A 15,744-nucleotide genomic window follows, 5' to 3' on the forward strand; every position below is an offset into this window, starting at 1 on the left:
GCTATAGCCGCGGTTTTTTAGTTGAGTGTGAATTATGAAAGCATTATCTAAATTAAAAGCAGAACCGGGTATTTGGATGACAGATGCGCCAAAACCAGAAGTTGGCCATAACGACCTGCTAATTAAAATTCGTAAAACTGCAATTTGTGGCACCGACGTTCATATTTATAAGTGGGACGAGTGGGCGCAAAAAACTATTCCTACACCTATGGTTGTTGGCCATGAGTATGTTGGCGAAGTGGTCGATATGGGCCAAGAAGTACGTGGTTTTAAGGTTGGCGACCGAGTATCTGGCGAAGGCCATATTACGTGTGGCCATTGTCGTAACTGTCGTGCAGGGCGCGTACATTTATGTCGTAACACCACAGGTGTAGGCGTAAATCGCGAAGGTGCATTTGCTGAATACTTAGTTATACCAGCGTTTAATGCGTTTAAAATTCCTGATAATATTTCAGACGAATTAGCATCAATTTTTGACCCTTTTGGTAATGCCGTACATACCGCGCTGTCGTTTGATTTAGTCGGCGAAGATGTATTAATTACTGGTGCAGGCCCCATTGGTATTATGGCAGCAGCAGTGGCAAAGCACGTAGGCGCACGTCACGTAGTTATTAGCGATGTAAACGAATACCGCTTAGAGCTAGCACGCAAAATGGGTGCAACACGCGCTGTTAACGTAGCCAACGAAAAGCTTGAAGATGTAATAAAAGAGCTAGGTATGACTGAAGGCTTCGATATTGGCCTTGAAATGTCGGGTGTACCAAGTGCTTTTAATTCTATGCTAAATAATATGAACCATGGCGGTAAAGTTGCCATGCTAGGTATTCCACCATCAGATATGGCGGTAGACTGGAACCAAGTGATTTTTAAAGGCTTAGTGATCAAAGGTATTTATGGCCGTGAAATGTTCGAAACCTGGTATAAAATGGCAAGTCTTATTCAATCAGGTTTAGACTTAAACCCAATTATCACTCATCAATATTCAATAGACGACTTTCAAGCTGGTTTTGATATGATGATTTCAGGACAATCAGGCAAAGTGATACTAAACTGGGATTAATTTAGTTTAATACGGTTTTATAAATGGTATTAAAAGGGCGGCTTGAGTCGCCTTTTTTATTGATTTAATTATTTTTAAAAGAGATTTCAATGGCATTTAAACATATATCAATAGCACAAACTCTTGAATTATTAGATAAAGAAGACGTAGTAATTGCAGACATCCGCGATCCAAATTCATATCAAGCGGGGCATATTCCAGGTTCTGAAGCGCTTTCGAACGCTAACATTGCACACTTTATGATGGAAAAAGAGTTTGATCAGCCAATAATTATTGTTTGTTATCACGGTATGAGCTCGCAAGGCGCAGCAAGCTACTTAGTGGAGCAAGGTTTTGAAGATGTGTACAGTATGGATGGTGGTTTTACAGCATGGGAAGCGGCCTACAGCGAGAAAGTTGAACGATGATAGAGCTTGGCAGTTTAAATAATCCGCGTGCTGCACAAGGCTTTATAGACTATTTAAAAAGCCAAGGCTTGCAAGGCGAGTTGCGCTCAACAGATGGTAGCACAGTAATTATTAGCGTACTACCTGAGCACTTTCATCAAGTGCAACCGCTTTGGGCTGAGTTTACGCAAAATCCTAATCATGCCCGCTACCAGCAAGCATCTTGGGAAGTTGGAAGCACGCAATCACCGCTTAAGTATCAAGGGCAATCGCTGAATTTAGTGGCGCGATTTAAAGCGCTTAGCTGGCTTAATCAAACGGTTAGCATTTTAAGTATTGTTATTTATATTGCATTTTTATTGGGTGGATTTGAAACAATATATACCACGTTGCAGTTTAATCCTGCCGAGCCATTAACGTGGATTACCCCTGCTATAGTGCACTTTAGCGCCATGCATATTGTATTTAACTTAGTTTGGTGGGTGTCGCTTGGCGATAATATCGAAAAACAATGTGGCAAGCTCAGCTTAATCGGGCTGTTTGTGGTAAGCGCCTTAATCAGCAATTGGGCACAATATTTAATGGTTGGCCCTAACTTTGGTGGCCTAAGTGGCGTGGTATACGCGCTGCTTGGCTTTTGCTGGATCCACAGCGCCTTAAACCCTAAACAACCTGCATTAGTAAGCACTGCAATTATTGGTTTTATGCTAATTTGGTTGGTACTCGGTTTTGCGGATGTGTTGTTTATAGGGATGGCTAATTGGGCGCATTTAGGCGGGTTAATTAGCGGTATGGCTTACGCCGTTACCACGTCTATATTAAAAACTAAAAGCCACAATTAATGATATAAATACTTGGTGAACAAGACTTCACGGATGATCTCTTGTCCCGTTTCTTCTTTTAATAAGCTTTTAAGTTTTGCTGCACTTTTTACTCTTATTTCTTCACGCCCACTGAGCGATTTTATTTTATCTTCAGGTTCTTTAGATAAAATTTCAACTAAGGCGTCGCGCAGCAATGGCGTATGGTGCTCTACGGTTGCAATATCTGATGCGTTATTAAGCATTAAATCGATAGTAATGCGCACATAGCCCATTTTTTTACTCGATGCGCCAATATAGTTGGTAATAATGTCTGGCTCAAAACCAAAGTAACCCACAGTCGAATCTGCTCGTGCGGTTAAGCTTACTAAACTTGCGATAAGTACAAAAAGGCCGGCGAATACTGTTTTTTTCATGTTAAATGCTGTTTTTTATAAACGTGTTGTAAATAGTCTATACCTTATAGTGCCTAATATACAGCGCAGAGCAACTATTAGTGGCAGTAAATCGTACTTTTTCAAATGCTTTGGCAATGTTATTATTCAACTGATTTTTATTAAGTAGAGCAATTGTGATTACTTTCCCTGTTTCATTATCTGCCGATTGGCAATGTGCCTCACTGTTTAGTGATTTATCGAGTGCAGAGCAAGAGTGGTTATTTGAACCGCATTCATTAACAGCCAAATTAAAAAGTCGCTCACAGTGTTTTAGTGTAAAAGTACTTAGTGAGCAAGAGTTTGAGCTTAGTGCAGAGCAACAACAATTATTAGGCTGTACGCAAACTACTGCGCTTAACCGTGAGGTACTTTTACTTTGCGACAATAAACCGGTTGTATATGCGCAAAGCTGGTTGCCAGCAAGTGTTAACGCCGCAAATAATAAATTACATAATATGGGGGAGCGACCATTAGGCGATGTGATTTTTCAAGATCCACAATTAACCCGCACAGATATAGAAATTGCGCGCTTTAATACCCAGCATTCATTACAACAGCTTGTTGCACAATTAAAGTTACCATCGCAAAGTTTACTTGGCCGTCGCAGTCTATTTTCGCTTAAAGACTATAAATTTTTAGTGTGTGAAGTGTTTTTACCAGGAGCGTATTTGTACTCATGAAATTAGCGCGTTTAACCCCAAGCCATATTCCTTATTATATTGCGCTCATGCGTATAGATAAACCAATAGGTACTTTACTATTACTTTGGCCAACATATTGGGCGCTGTGGTTAGCAAATGCAGGAATGCCAAGTTTAACTAACTTTATAGTATTTACGCTGGGTGTTGTGATAATGCGCAGCGCCGGATGCGTTATTAATGATTTTGCCGACAGAAAAATAGATGGTTCGGTTAAACGTACAATGCAGCGGCCATTAGTTTCAGGACAGGTTAGTAGTGGTGAAGCGATTAGTTTGTTTATATTATTAATAACAGTCGCATTTTTACTGGTGTTAATGCTTAGTGTAAATACAATATTACTCTCTTTTGGTGCACTTGCTTTAGCGTTTTGTTACCCGTTTATGAAGCGTTATACACAATTACCGCAAGTGGTGTTAGGCGCAGCATTTGGTTGGGCTATTCCTATGGCTTTTATGGCGTCAATTAATGCACTTCCTATACAGGCTTGGCTGTTATTTATTGCTAATATTTGCTGGACGGTAGCCTACGACACTATGTATGCCATGGTCGACAGAGATGATGACTTAAAAATAGGGGTTAAATCTACCGCTATTTTATTTGGTAAATACGATCGTCACATTATAGGGTTACTTAATTTAGCCTTTATAGCGTTAATGCTCGCTATAGGAGCACTTAATAATATTGGGCTGAGTTATTGGCTTGGTCTTAGTGTTGCTATTGTATTGTTAGTTTACCAACAAGTGCTTATTCAACAACGCGCACGCACCGATTGTTTTAAAGCGTTTTTAAACAATCATTATGTAGGATTAGCCTTTTTTATCGGCTTATTGTTTTCCTATCCTGTCGCATTTTAATAACAGGGTAGAGTATTGTTAGCGGGGTGGATCAATAATGCCACTGATTGACGTGTTTTTTCTGAACCAACCAGCAATCGAGTAGCGTTCATCAACCGCAGGTAGCACTTCATGAACAAAGCGTTCGCTTTCAAATAATACTAAGGTGCCAGCTGTTGGCCTAATAGTAATTTCAATGTCTTTACTTTTAGGTTTATAAATAACTAACTCGCCGCCTTGCTGTGGCGTGTTTAAGTATAAAACGGTGGTAAAAACACGGTTAGAACGACCTTTAAAAGCATCAACATGCTTTTTATAAAAATCACCTAAAGTATATTTTGCGTAGTGGCATTCATAATCAAATAACCCCATAAAAAAACACCGGTTAAGTGTTGTTCTAATGCCTTCCATCGCAGTTTGATAATTTTTTTGGGCTTGCGAACTGCCATCAAACCAGTATGTTTTGTCTTTGCGAATAGTGCTATCAATTTGCTGATTATTTAAGCGGCCAATTCCAGCTAAGCTAAAGTGCGGGTTTATCCGGTAACAATCGGCCATTAAATCAGACATTAAGCCTTCATCAATGGCGTTTTCAACAATAGCGTAACCATAAGCTTCAATATGATCTAAATATATTTCTGAGGTAATAAAGTTGCCCATTGATACTAATTATTAAAATAAAGAGCAGCTAGTCTAGTGCAAAGCAACTTAATAGCCATCATTTATATGTTTAAAGGCACTTATTTTATTTATTAATTTACCGTCATAGCCATTTTTTTTATCAGTGATAACAGGTGCTCTATATGCTCACCCACTTCAATTTTTTGACTCGTTTGTACTATAAGTTGCTCACGGCTTAGGTCTTTATTGGTTTTTAACTGAATAAGATTACTATTTTCAGCAATAGCATTGGTGTGCTCAATGCCTGCTATTGCAAAATGATCTGACTTTTCAAGACCTGCCATTACTTGCTCTATGCTGCCAACTTTAATGCTAGATGATTTGTTTAATCCATCAATGGCTTCATTAAGCATAAGTTGTACGGGCTTAGATTGTGAAAAACAACCAAACATAGGGTAGTGATCTAGCTCTTGTTTGCTAATGTCGGCTTTATGCGCAAGAGGGTGGTTTTTAGAAACAAATAAAATTAGCTGATCAGGTAAGTGAATATCACTACCAATGCTATTAATGGCTTGCGAATATACACTAATATCTATTTCGCCCTGTTGCAGTTTACGCGAAAGTTCTTGTTTATCTTGGAGTTGCATTTCAATTTTAATATGCGGATATTGATTTAAAAATTGCCCACACGAAATAGGTACAACACTACTTGCTTTGTTGGTGTAGCCAATAATTAGCTTTTTTTCAATAGTGCCATTAATAGATTGAAAAATACGCTGCTTAGTTAATGCCAACTCACTAAGCGTATTTTTAGCATAATCAAGAAAAAGTTCACCAGCATCGGTAAGGTGTACCGAGCGAGTAGAGCGTTTAACTAACTCGTAGCCTATTTCTTCTTCAAGAGTTTGAATGCTACGTGTAAGCGCCGACGTGCTTATTTTAGTTTGTTCTGCGGCTTGTCTGAAGTGGCGTAACATGCCAAGTGCTATGAATTGTTCCAGTTGTTCAAATCTCACTTTATAGTCCCTTTTTATAAGTAAGTCGCATATACGCGAACATAGTAATATTACTTATTAATCTATTAAAATTAATAAGTAATATTTAAATGCGATTGTAAATTTATAATAAATTTCAATCAGCATATCCCTCTTTTAGTATTAATTAAAGAGTGAAATTGTTAAATAGTATTATCCTTTAGGTTAATAACTAATAGTTTGTTATGTGTTTTAAGCTTTTATTATGCAAGTAACATATAAAGTAGCTTTGCCTTAAGGGTTAATAAACCACTGTGCAAAAATTATTATTTGAAACTATAAGCTTTTATTCAACAAAGTTACGACTAACCCGGTTGCTCAATGGTTTATTTTCAATGCTTTGCAGTTCTATTTCAATTGCATCGCAAGAAATATGAATTTCAAATAACGAGGTTAATAACGATAAACTTAAGCAAGTAAGACTAACGCCAAATAAAATAATTCCAGTAGTATTGAGCTCTATAAATAACGCAAACATGGAAAGTGTGCATAGTAAAAAAGATACAACTCCATATACCTGCATGGTTCTTATAAGTTTTATACGCTTTCTTAAATTGGTTATTTGCGCAACAACAACCGGGCGAATTGATTCACCTTCACGGGCGTTTAATCCTCTAATTAATTGCGCTATTACTAAAAATCGGTTTGTATAGGCAAGTAGTAACAATGAAATAGCCGGAAAAAGTAATCCTGGAGTTGTAAGTGTCATATTTATTCCTGCAAGCTGGCTAGTTTATGAATTAACACATTAATGAAAGGCATTGTAAACACAAATAAATGAGGTGAAAATTGCAAAATACTAATAGTGATAACTTAACCGCTGACCCTTTCACATGGATAACAATATATCGCGCTGAAAATAGTTTAGAAGCGAATATAATTAAAGGCTTAATCTTAAATGATGGCATAGAGTGTCAAATTAAAGGTGAAATGCTGCAAGGAGCTTTAGGAGAAATACCGTTTGATCAGGCTCAAGCCAGTGTGCAGGTTTATGCGATAAAAGAGCGCCATGCGCGACAAATATTGGTAAACTACCAGCAAGTAAAACAATCAGCTCCAGATTGGGTGTGTCCTAATTGTAATGAGCATAATGGATCAACATTTGAATTTTGTTGGTCATGCGAGACGTTAAAAAATGACAAAAGCAAATAACTTTCAGCGTATTAGAGAGCTAAACTACTTACAAAAAGCAGTGTTAGCCAGTGCCTTAATTGAACGTATGCTACCTAACTATGGCCTATTTAGTGAAGCAACAGGGTTTGGTGACGAAACCGTTTTACGCAGTGCTTTAAATGTTTGCTGGGAGAAAATACTGCTACCTAAAAGTAAGATTGATCTTGAAAAGCAAATCGAGAAAATAGAACCCAATGTGCCTGAGCTAGCTGACTTTGATATGTTTGGTACGTATCCGGCAATTGATGCCGCGACCGCATTATTAAGTCTTATGCATGGTTTAATGGCGCAAGATGAGCAAGAGCTCATAAATATAAGTAAAATATCGCAAGCAACGGTTGCCCGCTTTATTGAGTATCAAATGACTGTTGAAGGTGAAGTTGCCGATAACAAAGCAATACGCGAACACCCACTAATGCAATACGAAATGGATGTATTAGGTGAGCTAATTGATTTTGTAGAAGCCATGGGCCGTGTGACCTCTGATAATGTTAAAGAACTTAAAAAACATGTGCTTGCTGATGGGCAAACCAATATTGGTTTAACATTATAAAACGTAAATAATTTAGTTTAAAAAGCACCTAAATAGGTGGCAGGAGAAAAACAGTGCGAATTTTGGGCATTGAATCGTCATGCGATGAAACCGGTATTGCTATATACGATGACGAAAAAGGTTTATTGGCGCATCAATTATATAGCCAAGTAAAAGTACACGCAGACTATGGCGGTGTAGTGCCAGAGCTGGCATCACGGGATCATGTACGTAAAACGCTGCCCCTTATCGACGCTGCATTTGCACAAGCGGGTTGCGGACCTGAAGATTTAGATGGCGTTGCGTATACAGCAGGCCCAGGTTTAGTTGGCGCACTTTTAGTCGGTACCTCAATTGGTCGCTCTCTTGCTTATGGTTGGGATATTCCTGCTGTAGCAGTGCATCATATGGAAGGGCATTTATTGGCGCCCATGCTTGAGGAAAATGTTCCTGAGTTTCCGTTTATTGCTTTGCTAGTATCGGGCGGACACACCATGATGGTTAAAGTAGCCGGTATTGGCCAGTATGAAGTGCTGGGTGAGTCGGTTGATGATGCAGCAGGCGAAGCATTTGATAAAACAGCAAAATTACTAGGACTTGATTACCCCGGTGGCCCACGTTTAGCTAAAATGGCAGAGCAGGGGGTGGCTAAGCGATTTATATTTCCACGTCCGATGACAGACAAGCCTGGCCTAGATTTTAGTTTTAGCGGTTTAAAAACAGCAGCGTCTATCACTATTCGTGAAAACAATGATGACGAGCAAACTAAAGCCGATATAGCACATGCATTTCAAACCGCGGTTATCGATACCTTGGTAATAAAATGCAAACGTGCACTTAAGCAAACCGGTATTAAACGACTAGTAATTGCTGGCGGCGTAAGTGCTAATACGCAGTTACGTTTGCAGTTGGAGCGTGTAATGCAAGGCATGAAAGGGCAAGTGTATTATCCGCGTACCGAATTTTGTACCGACAATGGCGCTATGATTGCGTACGCAGGGATGCAAAGGTTAAAAGCAGGGCAATTTGCTACCCTTGATATGAAAACTAAACCGCGCTGGCCAATCGACAGCCTAGAAGCTATTTAATAGCAGTTAAATATCGCTTTTTTCATCAGTGGGTGCTTTTTTAGAGCCCACTTTTGGCTCGTTACCACTAAATAATCGTGCGATATTAGAGCGATGCCTAAAAATAATTAGTACCGTAATAAAGGTAACGGGTAGCGTATAAAGTGGCTTTATTAACCAAGTGTATAAAGGTGCAAGCGAAACCGCAACTAAGGCAGCAAGAGAAGAATAGCGTGTTATTGCTACCATAATAAACCAAGTACAAATTAATAAACCCGCCAAAGATAACCCTATAGGTAATAAAGAACCAAAAGCAGTTGCTACCGCTTTGCCCCCTTTAAAACCAAAAAATAATGGGAACATGTGCCCCAAACAGGCGGCCACAGCGACTAAACCAAGCGCAAGCGGCTCAAGATCTAAAAAGTAGGCCCCCCAAACGGGAATAGTGCCTTTTAAAACATCAAATATCAGTACTAAACAAGCGGGTAGTGCGCCCCCCAGCCGGTAAACATTAGTTGCCCCTGGATTATTAGAGCCATTACTACGCGGATCGGGGAGTTTAAATAACCGCGAGACGAGTATGGCCGACGAAATCGACCCAAGTAAATAGGCTAAAATAAACATTAAAGTGGCTAACACGTGCTTCCTTATTTTTTAATTGTACTTTTTCGGCTATTATTGACGTCAAAATTTATAAACTGCTTTAATTACTAACTAGTATAGCTACCTTGTTATTGTAGAAGTAATTTATATGTATTTAAACACTGATTAAAGTATATACAGTATTAATTTAATTGATACATTATGCAGTTAACTCAGTGGCTTGTTACTGTCATTAGGAGCATTAATGGACAAGGTATTTATATCGCAATTACACGTCGACACTATTATTGGAGTGTACGACTTTGAAAAAGAAAGTAAACAAAGCCTTTACTTTGACGTTGAAATGTTAAGTGATATTAAACCTGCAGCTGCAAACGATGATATTAACTTAGCACTCGATTATGCAAAAGTAAGTGAGCGGATCATTGAGCACAGTACGGCAAAACCGGTAGAGCTGCTCGAAACCTTAGTTGAGCAATTAGCGCATATAATTTTGACTGAGTTTAATACCCCACAAGTTACTATTCGAGTAAGTAAACCTGCAGCCGTTGCTCAGGCGCAAACTGTGGGTGTTGAAATTACGCGTACTAAGGCAAGCATTTAAATGGCGCAAATTTATATCAGTTTAGGGTCAAATATTAATAAGGCGCATTATATGCGCTGTGCGCTTATAGCGCTCAAGCCGCACTTTAACGACTTAGTGCATTCCTCAGTATTTGAAAGCGAAGCGGTTGGATTTGCTGGTAATAACTTTTATAACTCGGTGGTTGGTGCTACAACCGATATGCCATTAGCAGATGTATGTAGCTTACTAAAGCAAATTGAGCGCAATAATGGCCGTACTGCAAACGATAAAAAGTTTAGCCCGCGGACTCTCGATTTAGATTTACTATTTTATGATGATGTAATTTGCGACTCTCCCGCACAATTACCACGTGACGAAATTACAAAAAACGCCTTTGTATTACAGCCCCTAGCTGAAGTGGCCCCGCATTTTTATCACCCTGTTGCACAGCAAACCATTGCCGATCTTTGGCGCGAGTACAACAACCCTCAACAAAAACTATGGAAGGTGGAGTTTTCTAACCCATGAGTATTATTGAAATTATTGTTTTAGCTCTTATTCAGGGGTTTACTGAATTTTTGCCTATTTCTAGCTCTGCGCACTTAATTTTACCATCGCAAATATTAGGCTGGGAAGATCAAGGGTTAGCATTTGATGTTGCAGTACACGTAGGTACTTTAATTGCAGTAGTGATTTATTTTCGTAAAGAAGTAAGCAGCATACTTAGTGCGTGGTTTAAGTCGTTTGGTGCGCAAGGTAGCACAGATGACAGTAAATTAGGCTGGTGGATAATTTTAGGCACAATTCCGGCCGCTATTTTAGGTTTGCTTTTAAAAGACATGATTGAGCTTTATTTGCGTAGCGCATGGGTGATCGCGGTTACCACCATTATATTTGGTTTATTGCTTTGGTATGCGGATGCAAAAGGTAAGCAAATTAAAACGATTTATCAGCTAAATTGGAAAACCGCGCTTATTATAGGCCTAGCACAAGCCGTTGCGATGATCCCAGGTACATCACGTTCAGGTATTACTATGACCGCGGGTTTAATGCTTGGCATGAATAAACAAAGCGCTGCACGCTTTTCGTTTTTACTGGCAATACCTATCATTTCTATGATGGGACTTTACTATACCGTTGAGCTTGCACTAGGGGATCATCTAGTTGACTGGAGCACCTTATTATTAGGTGTTGTGTTGTCATTTTTATCGGCTTATGTCTGTATTTATATGTTTTTAAAAGTAATAGAACGCATGGGAATGTTGCCATTTGTTATCTACCGATTATTGCTAGGGGTCGGGTTAATTGTATTTTTAACGCTGTAATTAATATTTTTTACTCGTTTAGTTTAAGCGTTTAAAAGCCTTCCTAGTGTGGAAGGCTTTTTTGTCAGTGATACTTTTAACGTTAGTGGCTTAATTATTAAGTTACTTAGGCGTTTTTGGCAACAGTGAAATGCGCATGCGCAATGGTAACGAAGCACGAATTTTGGCATTATAGCGCCATTAAACTTTGCTGTTGTGCAAAGTAAGCACACGATTAAAGGAAAGTAGATGCATATTCATATTTTAGGTATTTGTGGCACCTTTATGGGTGGAATAGCTGCGATTGCTAAATCGCTTGGCCATAAAGTAACTGGGTCTGATCAAAACGTTTATCCACCTATGAGCACGCAGCTTGAAGATCTCGGAATTGAGCTAACCCAAGGCTACGAGGTAACCCAATTAGAGCCAGCGCCAGACATGGTGGTTATTGGCAATGCTATGAGCCGAGGCAATCCATGTGTTGAATATGTACTTGATAAAGGTCTGCCTTATACATCTGGGCCTGAATGGCTAAAACATAACTTATTACAAAATTCATGGGTACTTGCTGTTGCTGGTACACATGGTAAAACCACCACAGCGAGTATGCTTGCATGGATTTTAGAGTATGCGGGTTTAAAACCGGGCTTTTTAATTGGCGGCATAGTACAAAATTTTGGCGTGTCGGCCAAAGTAGGCGAAACCCCCTTTTTTGTTATTGAAGCAGACGAATACGACACTGCATTTTTTGATAAGCGCAGTAAGTTTGTGCATTATTTACCGCGAACACTTATTTTAAATAATCTTGAGTTTGATCATGCCGATATTTTTGAGGATTTAAACGCGATTAAAAAACAATTTCATCATTTAATACGTACAGTACCACAAAGTGGCAAAGTTATTTGGCCAAAGGATGATCAAGCACTTAGTGATGTAATAACTCAAGGACTATGGAGCGAAAGTGAAACCTTGGGTATTGATTGGAATTATGAACTAATAAAAGCCGATGGCAGTGAGTTTAAAGTGTTTTTAAATAATGAAAAACAAGGCACCGTTAATTGGCAGGCAATGGGTGAGCACAACGTTAAAAATGCTATTATGGCAATCGCAGCTGCGCGCCATGTGGGCATTGCCGTTGAGCATAGTATAGCGGCACTTGGCGAGTTTATTAGCCCTAAACGACGCATGGAGCTCAAAGCCGATATTAATAATATAAAAGTGTATGACGATTTTGCACATCATCCAACGGCTATTCAAACCACATTAGCAGGGCTGCGCGCTAAAGTAGGCAGTGATAAAATAATTGCTATTTTAGAGCCGCGATCAAACACCATGAAAATGGGCGTGCATCAACATACATTGCTTGCCTCGTTGGGTGATGCTGATGAGGTACTGCTTTTTGAGCCAGAAAACCTAAGCTGGTCGCTGAGCGAACAAGCGGCTACAGCCGGTATGCAGTGTTTTACCAGTACCCAGGTAATTATTGATACCGTACTTGATAATATAGCAGCTAATCAACATATTTTAATAATGAGCAATGGTAGTTTTAATGGCCTGCATCAGCAACTAGTCGATGCACTGGCTAATAAATACAGCGGAGAATAATTTGCAATTTAAAGACACAATTACCTTAGCATTTAGTGGCGCGTCGGGTGCGCCTTATGGCTTGAGATTATTAGAGGTATTAATAGAGCAGCAATTTCAGGTGTATGTGCTTATTTCAAGTGCAGCGCGAGTGGTATTTGATATTGAATCTGGTATTAAGCTCTCAGGTAATGAAACCAAAGCCAGTGAGCAATTAAGTGCGCTATATAACGCCAAGCCAGAACAGCTAAAAGTATATGGTAAAGACAACTGGTTTAGCCCGGTAGCCTCAGGATCAGCTGCCCCTAAAAAAATGATAGTGTGCCCTTGTAGCGCGGGCACGGTTTCGGCTATTGCTGTAGGTGCATCTGACAACTTACTAGAGCGCGCCGCTGATGTGGTAATTAAAGAGCGTGGCCATCTTATTTTAGTGCCACGCGAAACACCATTTAATCAAATTCATCTGGAAAACATGCTTAAGCTTTCACGCTTAGGGGTCACCATTATGCCCGCGTCGCCGGGTTTTTATCATCAGCCACAAAGTATTGCCGATTTAGTTGATTTTATGGTGGCGCGAATTTTAGATCATTTAAACATTGAACATAACCTAACAAAGCGTTGGGGTTATGGTGAGGGCAAGTCATGAGTAAGCAACAAATTGCTTTAAATATAGCAGGCCTTACTAAGGTTTATACTAATGGGGTTGAAGCTGTAAAGGGTATTGATTTACAAGTGCGTGAGGGCGATTTTTTTGCCTTACTTGGCCCTAATGGAGCGGGTAAGTCGACCACAATTGGTGTTATTTCATCACTGGTAAATAAAACTAAAGGTAAGGTAGAGGTGTTTGGTTGCGACATAGACACCGACCTAGAGGCTGCTAAAGCGCATTTAGGCTTAGTGCCGCAAGAGTTTAATTTTAGCCAATTTGAAACCCTAACCCAAATATTAGTAACTCAAGCGGGTTATTATGGTGTACCACGCGGCGAAGCACATAAACGCGCCGAAAAATATTTAACCCAATTGGGGTTACTAGATAAAAAAGATAAACAAGCGCGTACGCTTTCAGGTGGCATGAAACGCCGTTTAATGATTGCTCGCGCACTTATGCATGAGCCTAAATTACTGATTTTAGATGAGCCAACGGCTGGTGTTGATATAGAGCTGCGTCGTTCAATGTGGGATTTTTTACGCCAAATTAATGAGCAGGGCGTCACCATTATTTTAACCACTCATTACTTAGAAGAAGCAGAGTTATTGTGTAAAAACATAGCCATAATAGACAATGGCTTGATTGTTGAAAACACCACAATTAAAGCACTGTTATCTAAGCTTGATAAAGAAACCTTTATTTTAGATTTAAAAACACCGGCTAAGCCAGTTACGCTTGAGGGTTATAAATTTACTATGGACGATGAGCATACTATTGAAGTTGAAGTGGCTAAATCGCAAGGCTTAAACGCTGTATTTAGTGCGCTAACTGAGCAAGGTAATACCGTATTGAGTATGCGTAACAAAGCAAATAGATTAGAAGAGTTATTTGTTGGATTATTAGAACAAGGTCGAGGCAAGTAAATGTTTAAATATGGCGTAGCCTTAAAAAGTATTTGGATTAAAGAGTGTATTCGTTTTTTACGTATTTGGGTGCAAACCTTAGTACCTCCAGCAATTACCATGAGTTTATATTTTGTTATTTTTGGTAACTTAATAGGCTCACGTATTGGTGATATGGGCGGCTTTAGTTATATGGAGTTTATAGTACCTGGGCTGATAATGATGTCGGTTATTACTAACTCTTATTCTAATGTAGCCTCAAGTTTTTACTCGACTAAATTTCAAAAAAGTATTGAAGAGCTACTTGTAGCCCCAGTGCCAAACTATATTATTGTGCTTGGCTATATGGGCGGTGGTATGACGCGCGGAATAATGGTGGGCTTTATTGTTACCTGCGTATCGTTATTATTTGTTGATATTCAAATTCATAATATTTTTATCATTATGGCTACCGTTATTTTAACCTCTGCAGTATTTGCACTCGGTGGCTTAATAAATGCTATATATGCAAATAGCTTTGACGATATTAGTATTATTCCTACCTTTATTTTAACGCCGCTAACTTATTTAGGTGGGGTGTTTTATTCAATTACCTTACTGCCAGAGTTTTGGCAAAACGTATCACAAGTAAATCCTATTATTTATATGGTTAACGCGTTTAGGTATGGGTTTTTAGGCGTGTCGGATGTTGATTTAAGCTTGGCACTTGGTGTTATTTTAGTATTTATTATCGCGTTATTTACCTTAGCGCTGACATTAATTAAAAAAGGTGTGGGGCTAAGACACTAATGACTGATGCAAATTCGCGTAGTATTGTATCTAATCAAGCGGGTATTCACGAAAAGCTGGATGACATAGTTAGCAAGCATTTAAACGCAGAGTTTAAAAAGCCAATAGCAGCGCATACACAAACAGCGTTTGATGAGGTGAATGCTAAAGTACAGGCGTTTAAAGGCCCACTTATTTTAGATTCGTGTTGTGGTGTAGGAGAAAGTACCGCTAATTTAGCTAAGCGCCATCCCGATGCGCTGGTAATTGGTATTGATAAGTCGTCGCACCGGTTAGATAAGCACGATGTAGAGTATAAACAAACCGACAGTGGGCAATATATTTTGGTGCAAGCAGATTTAAACGACTTTTGGCGTTTAGCCGTGGCTGCAAACTGGCAACCTAGTCACCATTATTTGCTTTACCCCAACCCGTGGCCTAAATCTAAACATATTCGTAGGCGTTGGCACGGCGCGGCTATTTTTCCGTTTATTGTAAAGTTAGGCGGTAAATTAGAGGTTCGCAGTAACTGGGATATTTACGTTAAAGAGTTTGCCAGAGCACTTGAACTAACCGGTAATGCTTGTCAGGTTTCTGCTTATGGGGCAGATGAAGCAATCACCCCATTTGAGCGAAAATATTGGGCCAGTGGCCAACAAAGCCACCGCTTAGTTATTAATTTAACTCAGGGTTGATTAACTTTA

The 15,744-nt window shown here is 39.3% G+C and carries 21 protein-coding genes; 16 read left to right on the forward strand and 5 right to left on the reverse strand.

Features of this window, described 5'->3' with window-relative positions:
- Positions 1-34: 34 nt before the first annotated feature.
- The 3 genes from tdh to glpG all read left to right on the forward strand — a co-directional run bounded on the left by tdh (position 35) and on the right by glpG (position 2,288).
- Positions 35-1,060, forward strand: coding sequence for an L-threonine 3-dehydrogenase (tdh, locus tag I6E78_RS12890; protein WP_011328972.1), 1,026 nt, complete (start codon positions 35-37; stop codon positions 1,058-1,060).
- Between the two features lie 89 nt (positions 1,061-1,149).
- Positions 1,150-1,467 carry a thiosulfate sulfurtransferase GlpE gene (glpE, locus tag I6E78_RS12895; RefSeq protein ID WP_011328971.1) on the forward strand — a complete coding sequence of 106 codons (318 nt, stop codon included), beginning with the start codon at positions 1,150-1,152 and terminating at the stop codon, positions 1,465-1,467.
- Positions 1,464-2,288, forward strand: coding sequence for a rhomboid family intramembrane serine protease GlpG (gene glpG, locus I6E78_RS12900; protein WP_011328970.1), 825 nt, complete (start codon positions 1,464-1,466; stop codon positions 2,286-2,288). The genes glpE and glpG overlap by 4 nt, the downstream gene beginning before the upstream one ends.
- On the opposite strand, the gene I6E78_RS12905 is transcribed toward glpG, so the two are convergent.
- The gene (locus I6E78_RS12905; RefSeq protein ID WP_011328969.1) at positions 2,285-2,683 is read right to left on the reverse strand and encodes a flagellar basal body-associated protein FliL; all 399 of its coding nucleotides are present in this window, start codon (positions 2,681-2,683) and stop codon (positions 2,285-2,287) included. The two genes, glpG and I6E78_RS12905, sit on opposite strands and share 4 nt — an antisense overlap.
- Before the next feature lie 155 nt (positions 2,684-2,838).
- Here I6E78_RS12905 and I6E78_RS12910 point away from each other — a divergent pair, with 155 nt between their 5' ends.
- Positions 2,839-3,384 carry a chorismate--pyruvate lyase family protein gene (locus tag I6E78_RS12910; RefSeq protein WP_011328968.1) on the forward strand — a complete coding sequence of 182 codons (546 nt, stop codon included), beginning with the start codon at positions 2,839-2,841 and terminating at the stop codon, positions 3,382-3,384.
- Complete coding sequence (gene ubiA / locus I6E78_RS12915; protein ID WP_086994012.1) at positions 3,381-4,259, forward strand: 4-hydroxybenzoate octaprenyltransferase; 879 nt, start codon at positions 3,381-3,383, stop codon at positions 4,257-4,259. The genes I6E78_RS12910 and ubiA overlap by 4 nt, the downstream gene beginning before the upstream one ends.
- Before the next feature lie 18 nt (positions 4,260-4,277).
- Here the strand turns inward: ubiA and I6E78_RS12920 are convergent, their stop codons facing one another.
- The 3 genes from I6E78_RS12920 to I6E78_RS12930 all read right to left on the reverse strand — a co-directional run bounded on the left by I6E78_RS12920 (position 4,278) and on the right by I6E78_RS12930 (position 6,602).
- The gene (locus tag I6E78_RS12920) at positions 4,278-4,898 is read right to left on the reverse strand and encodes a 2OG-Fe(II) oxygenase (protein WP_041454529.1); all 621 of its coding nucleotides are present in this window, start codon (positions 4,896-4,898) and stop codon (positions 4,278-4,280) included.
- A gap of 92 nt (positions 4,899-4,990) precedes the next feature.
- Positions 4,991-5,875: a LysR family transcriptional regulator gene (locus I6E78_RS12925; protein ID WP_041454528.1), complete on the reverse strand. Its 885-nt coding sequence runs from the start codon at positions 5,873-5,875 to the stop codon at positions 4,991-4,993.
- 304 nt (positions 5,876-6,179) lie between these two features.
- Positions 6,180-6,602, reverse strand: a complete 423-nt coding sequence (locus I6E78_RS12930; RefSeq protein ID WP_011328964.1) for a DUF2721 domain-containing protein — start codon at positions 6,600-6,602, stop codon at positions 6,180-6,182.
- An 80-nt stretch (positions 6,603-6,682) separates the two neighbouring features.
- Between I6E78_RS12930 and I6E78_RS12935 the strand changes: the two genes are divergently transcribed.
- From I6E78_RS12935 to tsaD, 3 genes are read left to right on the forward strand one after another with little or no spacing between them, the layout of a single operon-like run.
- Entirely contained in the window at positions 6,683-7,045 is a 363-nt protein-coding gene (locus I6E78_RS12935) for a putative signal transducing protein (protein ID WP_011328963.1), read from the forward strand.
- Complete coding sequence (locus I6E78_RS12940; RefSeq protein WP_011328962.1) at positions 7,029-7,619, forward strand: YjaG family protein; 591 nt, start codon at positions 7,029-7,031, stop codon at positions 7,617-7,619. Before I6E78_RS12935 ends, I6E78_RS12940 begins: the two co-directional genes overlap by 17 nt.
- 53 nt (positions 7,620-7,672) lie before the next feature.
- Positions 7,673-8,686: a tRNA (adenosine(37)-N6)-threonylcarbamoyltransferase complex transferase subunit TsaD gene (tsaD, locus tag I6E78_RS12945; RefSeq protein WP_011328961.1), complete on the forward strand. Its 1,014-nt coding sequence runs from the start codon at positions 7,673-7,675 to the stop codon at positions 8,684-8,686.
- 6 nt (positions 8,687-8,692) lie between these two features.
- On the opposite strand, the gene plsY is transcribed toward tsaD, so the two are convergent.
- Positions 8,693-9,304, reverse strand: coding sequence for a glycerol-3-phosphate 1-O-acyltransferase PlsY (gene plsY / locus I6E78_RS12950; protein WP_197182667.1), 612 nt, complete (start codon positions 9,302-9,304; stop codon positions 8,693-8,695).
- Between the two features lie 208 nt (positions 9,305-9,512).
- Here plsY and folB point away from each other — a divergent pair, with 208 nt between their 5' ends.
- The 8 genes from folB to trmB all read left to right on the forward strand — a co-directional run bounded on the left by folB (position 9,513) and on the right by trmB (position 15,735).
- Positions 9,513-9,872 carry a dihydroneopterin aldolase gene (folB, locus tag I6E78_RS12955; RefSeq protein WP_011328959.1) on the forward strand — a complete coding sequence of 120 codons (360 nt, stop codon included), beginning with the start codon at positions 9,513-9,515 and terminating at the stop codon, positions 9,870-9,872.
- Positions 9,873-10,361, forward strand: a complete 489-nt coding sequence (gene folK / locus I6E78_RS12960; RefSeq protein ID WP_041454526.1) for a 2-amino-4-hydroxy-6-hydroxymethyldihydropteridine diphosphokinase — start codon at positions 9,873-9,875, stop codon at positions 10,359-10,361. It abuts the gene before it with no gap.
- Positions 10,358-11,158 (forward strand): undecaprenyl-diphosphate phosphatase, encoded by an 801-nt coding sequence (locus I6E78_RS12965; protein WP_011328957.1) that lies wholly within the window; start codon positions 10,358-10,360, stop codon positions 11,156-11,158. The genes folK and I6E78_RS12965 overlap by 4 nt, the downstream gene beginning before the upstream one ends.
- A 228-nt stretch (positions 11,159-11,386) precedes the next feature.
- Entirely contained in the window at positions 11,387-12,742 is a 1,356-nt protein-coding gene (gene mpl, locus I6E78_RS12970; RefSeq protein ID WP_197182668.1) for a UDP-N-acetylmuramate:L-alanyl-gamma-D-glutamyl-meso-diaminopimelate ligase, read from the forward strand.
- A gap of 1 nt (position 12,743) precedes the next feature.
- A complete protein-coding gene (locus tag I6E78_RS12975) occupies positions 12,744-13,367 on the forward strand; it encodes a flavin prenyltransferase UbiX (RefSeq protein ID WP_041454762.1) in 624 nt (207 codons plus the stop codon).
- Positions 13,364-14,293: an ABC transporter ATP-binding protein gene (locus I6E78_RS12980; protein ID WP_011328954.1), complete on the forward strand. Its 930-nt coding sequence runs from the start codon at positions 13,364-13,366 to the stop codon at positions 14,291-14,293. Before I6E78_RS12975 ends, I6E78_RS12980 begins: the two co-directional genes overlap by 4 nt.
- Positions 14,294-15,061: an ABC transporter permease gene (locus I6E78_RS12985; protein ID WP_011328953.1), complete on the forward strand. Its 768-nt coding sequence runs from the start codon at positions 14,294-14,296 to the stop codon at positions 15,059-15,061.
- Positions 15,061-15,735, forward strand: coding sequence for a tRNA (guanine(46)-N(7))-methyltransferase TrmB (gene trmB / locus I6E78_RS12990; RefSeq protein ID WP_086993984.1), 675 nt, complete (start codon positions 15,061-15,063; stop codon positions 15,733-15,735). Before I6E78_RS12985 ends, trmB begins: the two co-directional genes overlap by 1 nt.
- Positions 15,736-15,744: the final 9 nt, after the last annotated feature.

It is taken from the genome of Pseudoalteromonas sp. NZS127 (assembly GCF_015864805.1).
GTDB classification, from domain to species: domain Bacteria; phylum Pseudomonadota; class Gammaproteobacteria; order Enterobacterales; family Alteromonadaceae; genus Pseudoalteromonas; species Pseudoalteromonas nigrifaciens.

Coding starts and splice junctions, on each gene's coding strand:
- tdh (WP_011328972.1), top strand. CDS start 35: ATGAAAGCATTATCTAAATTAAAAGCAGAACCGGGTATTTGGATGACA.
- glpE (WP_011328971.1), top strand. CDS start 1,150: ATGGCATTTAAACATATATCAATAGCACAAACTCTTGAATTATTAGAT.
- glpG (WP_011328970.1), top strand. CDS start 1,464: ATGATAGAGCTTGGCAGTTTAAATAATCCGCGTGCTGCACAAGGCTTT.
- I6E78_RS12905 (WP_011328969.1), bottom strand. CDS start 2,683: ATGAAAAAAACAGTATTCGCCGGCCTTTTTGTACTTATCGCAAGTTTA.
- ubiA (WP_086994012.1), top strand. CDS start 3,381: ATGAAATTAGCGCGTTTAACCCCAAGCCATATTCCTTATTATATTGCG.
- I6E78_RS12920 (WP_041454529.1), bottom strand. CDS start 4,898: ATGGGCAACTTTATTACCTCAGAAATATATTTAGATCATATTGAAGCT.
- I6E78_RS12930 (WP_011328964.1), bottom strand. CDS start 6,602: ATGACACTTACAACTCCAGGATTACTTTTTCCGGCTATTTCATTGTTA.
- I6E78_RS12940 (WP_011328962.1), top strand. CDS start 7,029: ATGACAAAAGCAAATAACTTTCAGCGTATTAGAGAGCTAAACTACTTA.
- folB (WP_011328959.1), top strand. CDS start 9,513: ATGGACAAGGTATTTATATCGCAATTACACGTCGACACTATTATTGGA.
- folK (WP_041454526.1), top strand. CDS start 9,873: ATGGCGCAAATTTATATCAGTTTAGGGTCAAATATTAATAAGGCGCAT.
- I6E78_RS12965 (WP_011328957.1), top strand. CDS start 10,358: ATGAGTATTATTGAAATTATTGTTTTAGCTCTTATTCAGGGGTTTACT.
- mpl (WP_197182668.1), top strand. CDS start 11,387: ATGCATATTCATATTTTAGGTATTTGTGGCACCTTTATGGGTGGAATA.
- I6E78_RS12980 (WP_011328954.1), top strand. CDS start 13,364: ATGAGTAAGCAACAAATTGCTTTAAATATAGCAGGCCTTACTAAGGTT.
- I6E78_RS12985 (WP_011328953.1), top strand. CDS start 14,294: ATGTTTAAATATGGCGTAGCCTTAAAAAGTATTTGGATTAAAGAGTGT.
- trmB (WP_086993984.1), top strand. CDS start 15,061: ATGACTGATGCAAATTCGCGTAGTATTGTATCTAATCAAGCGGGTATT.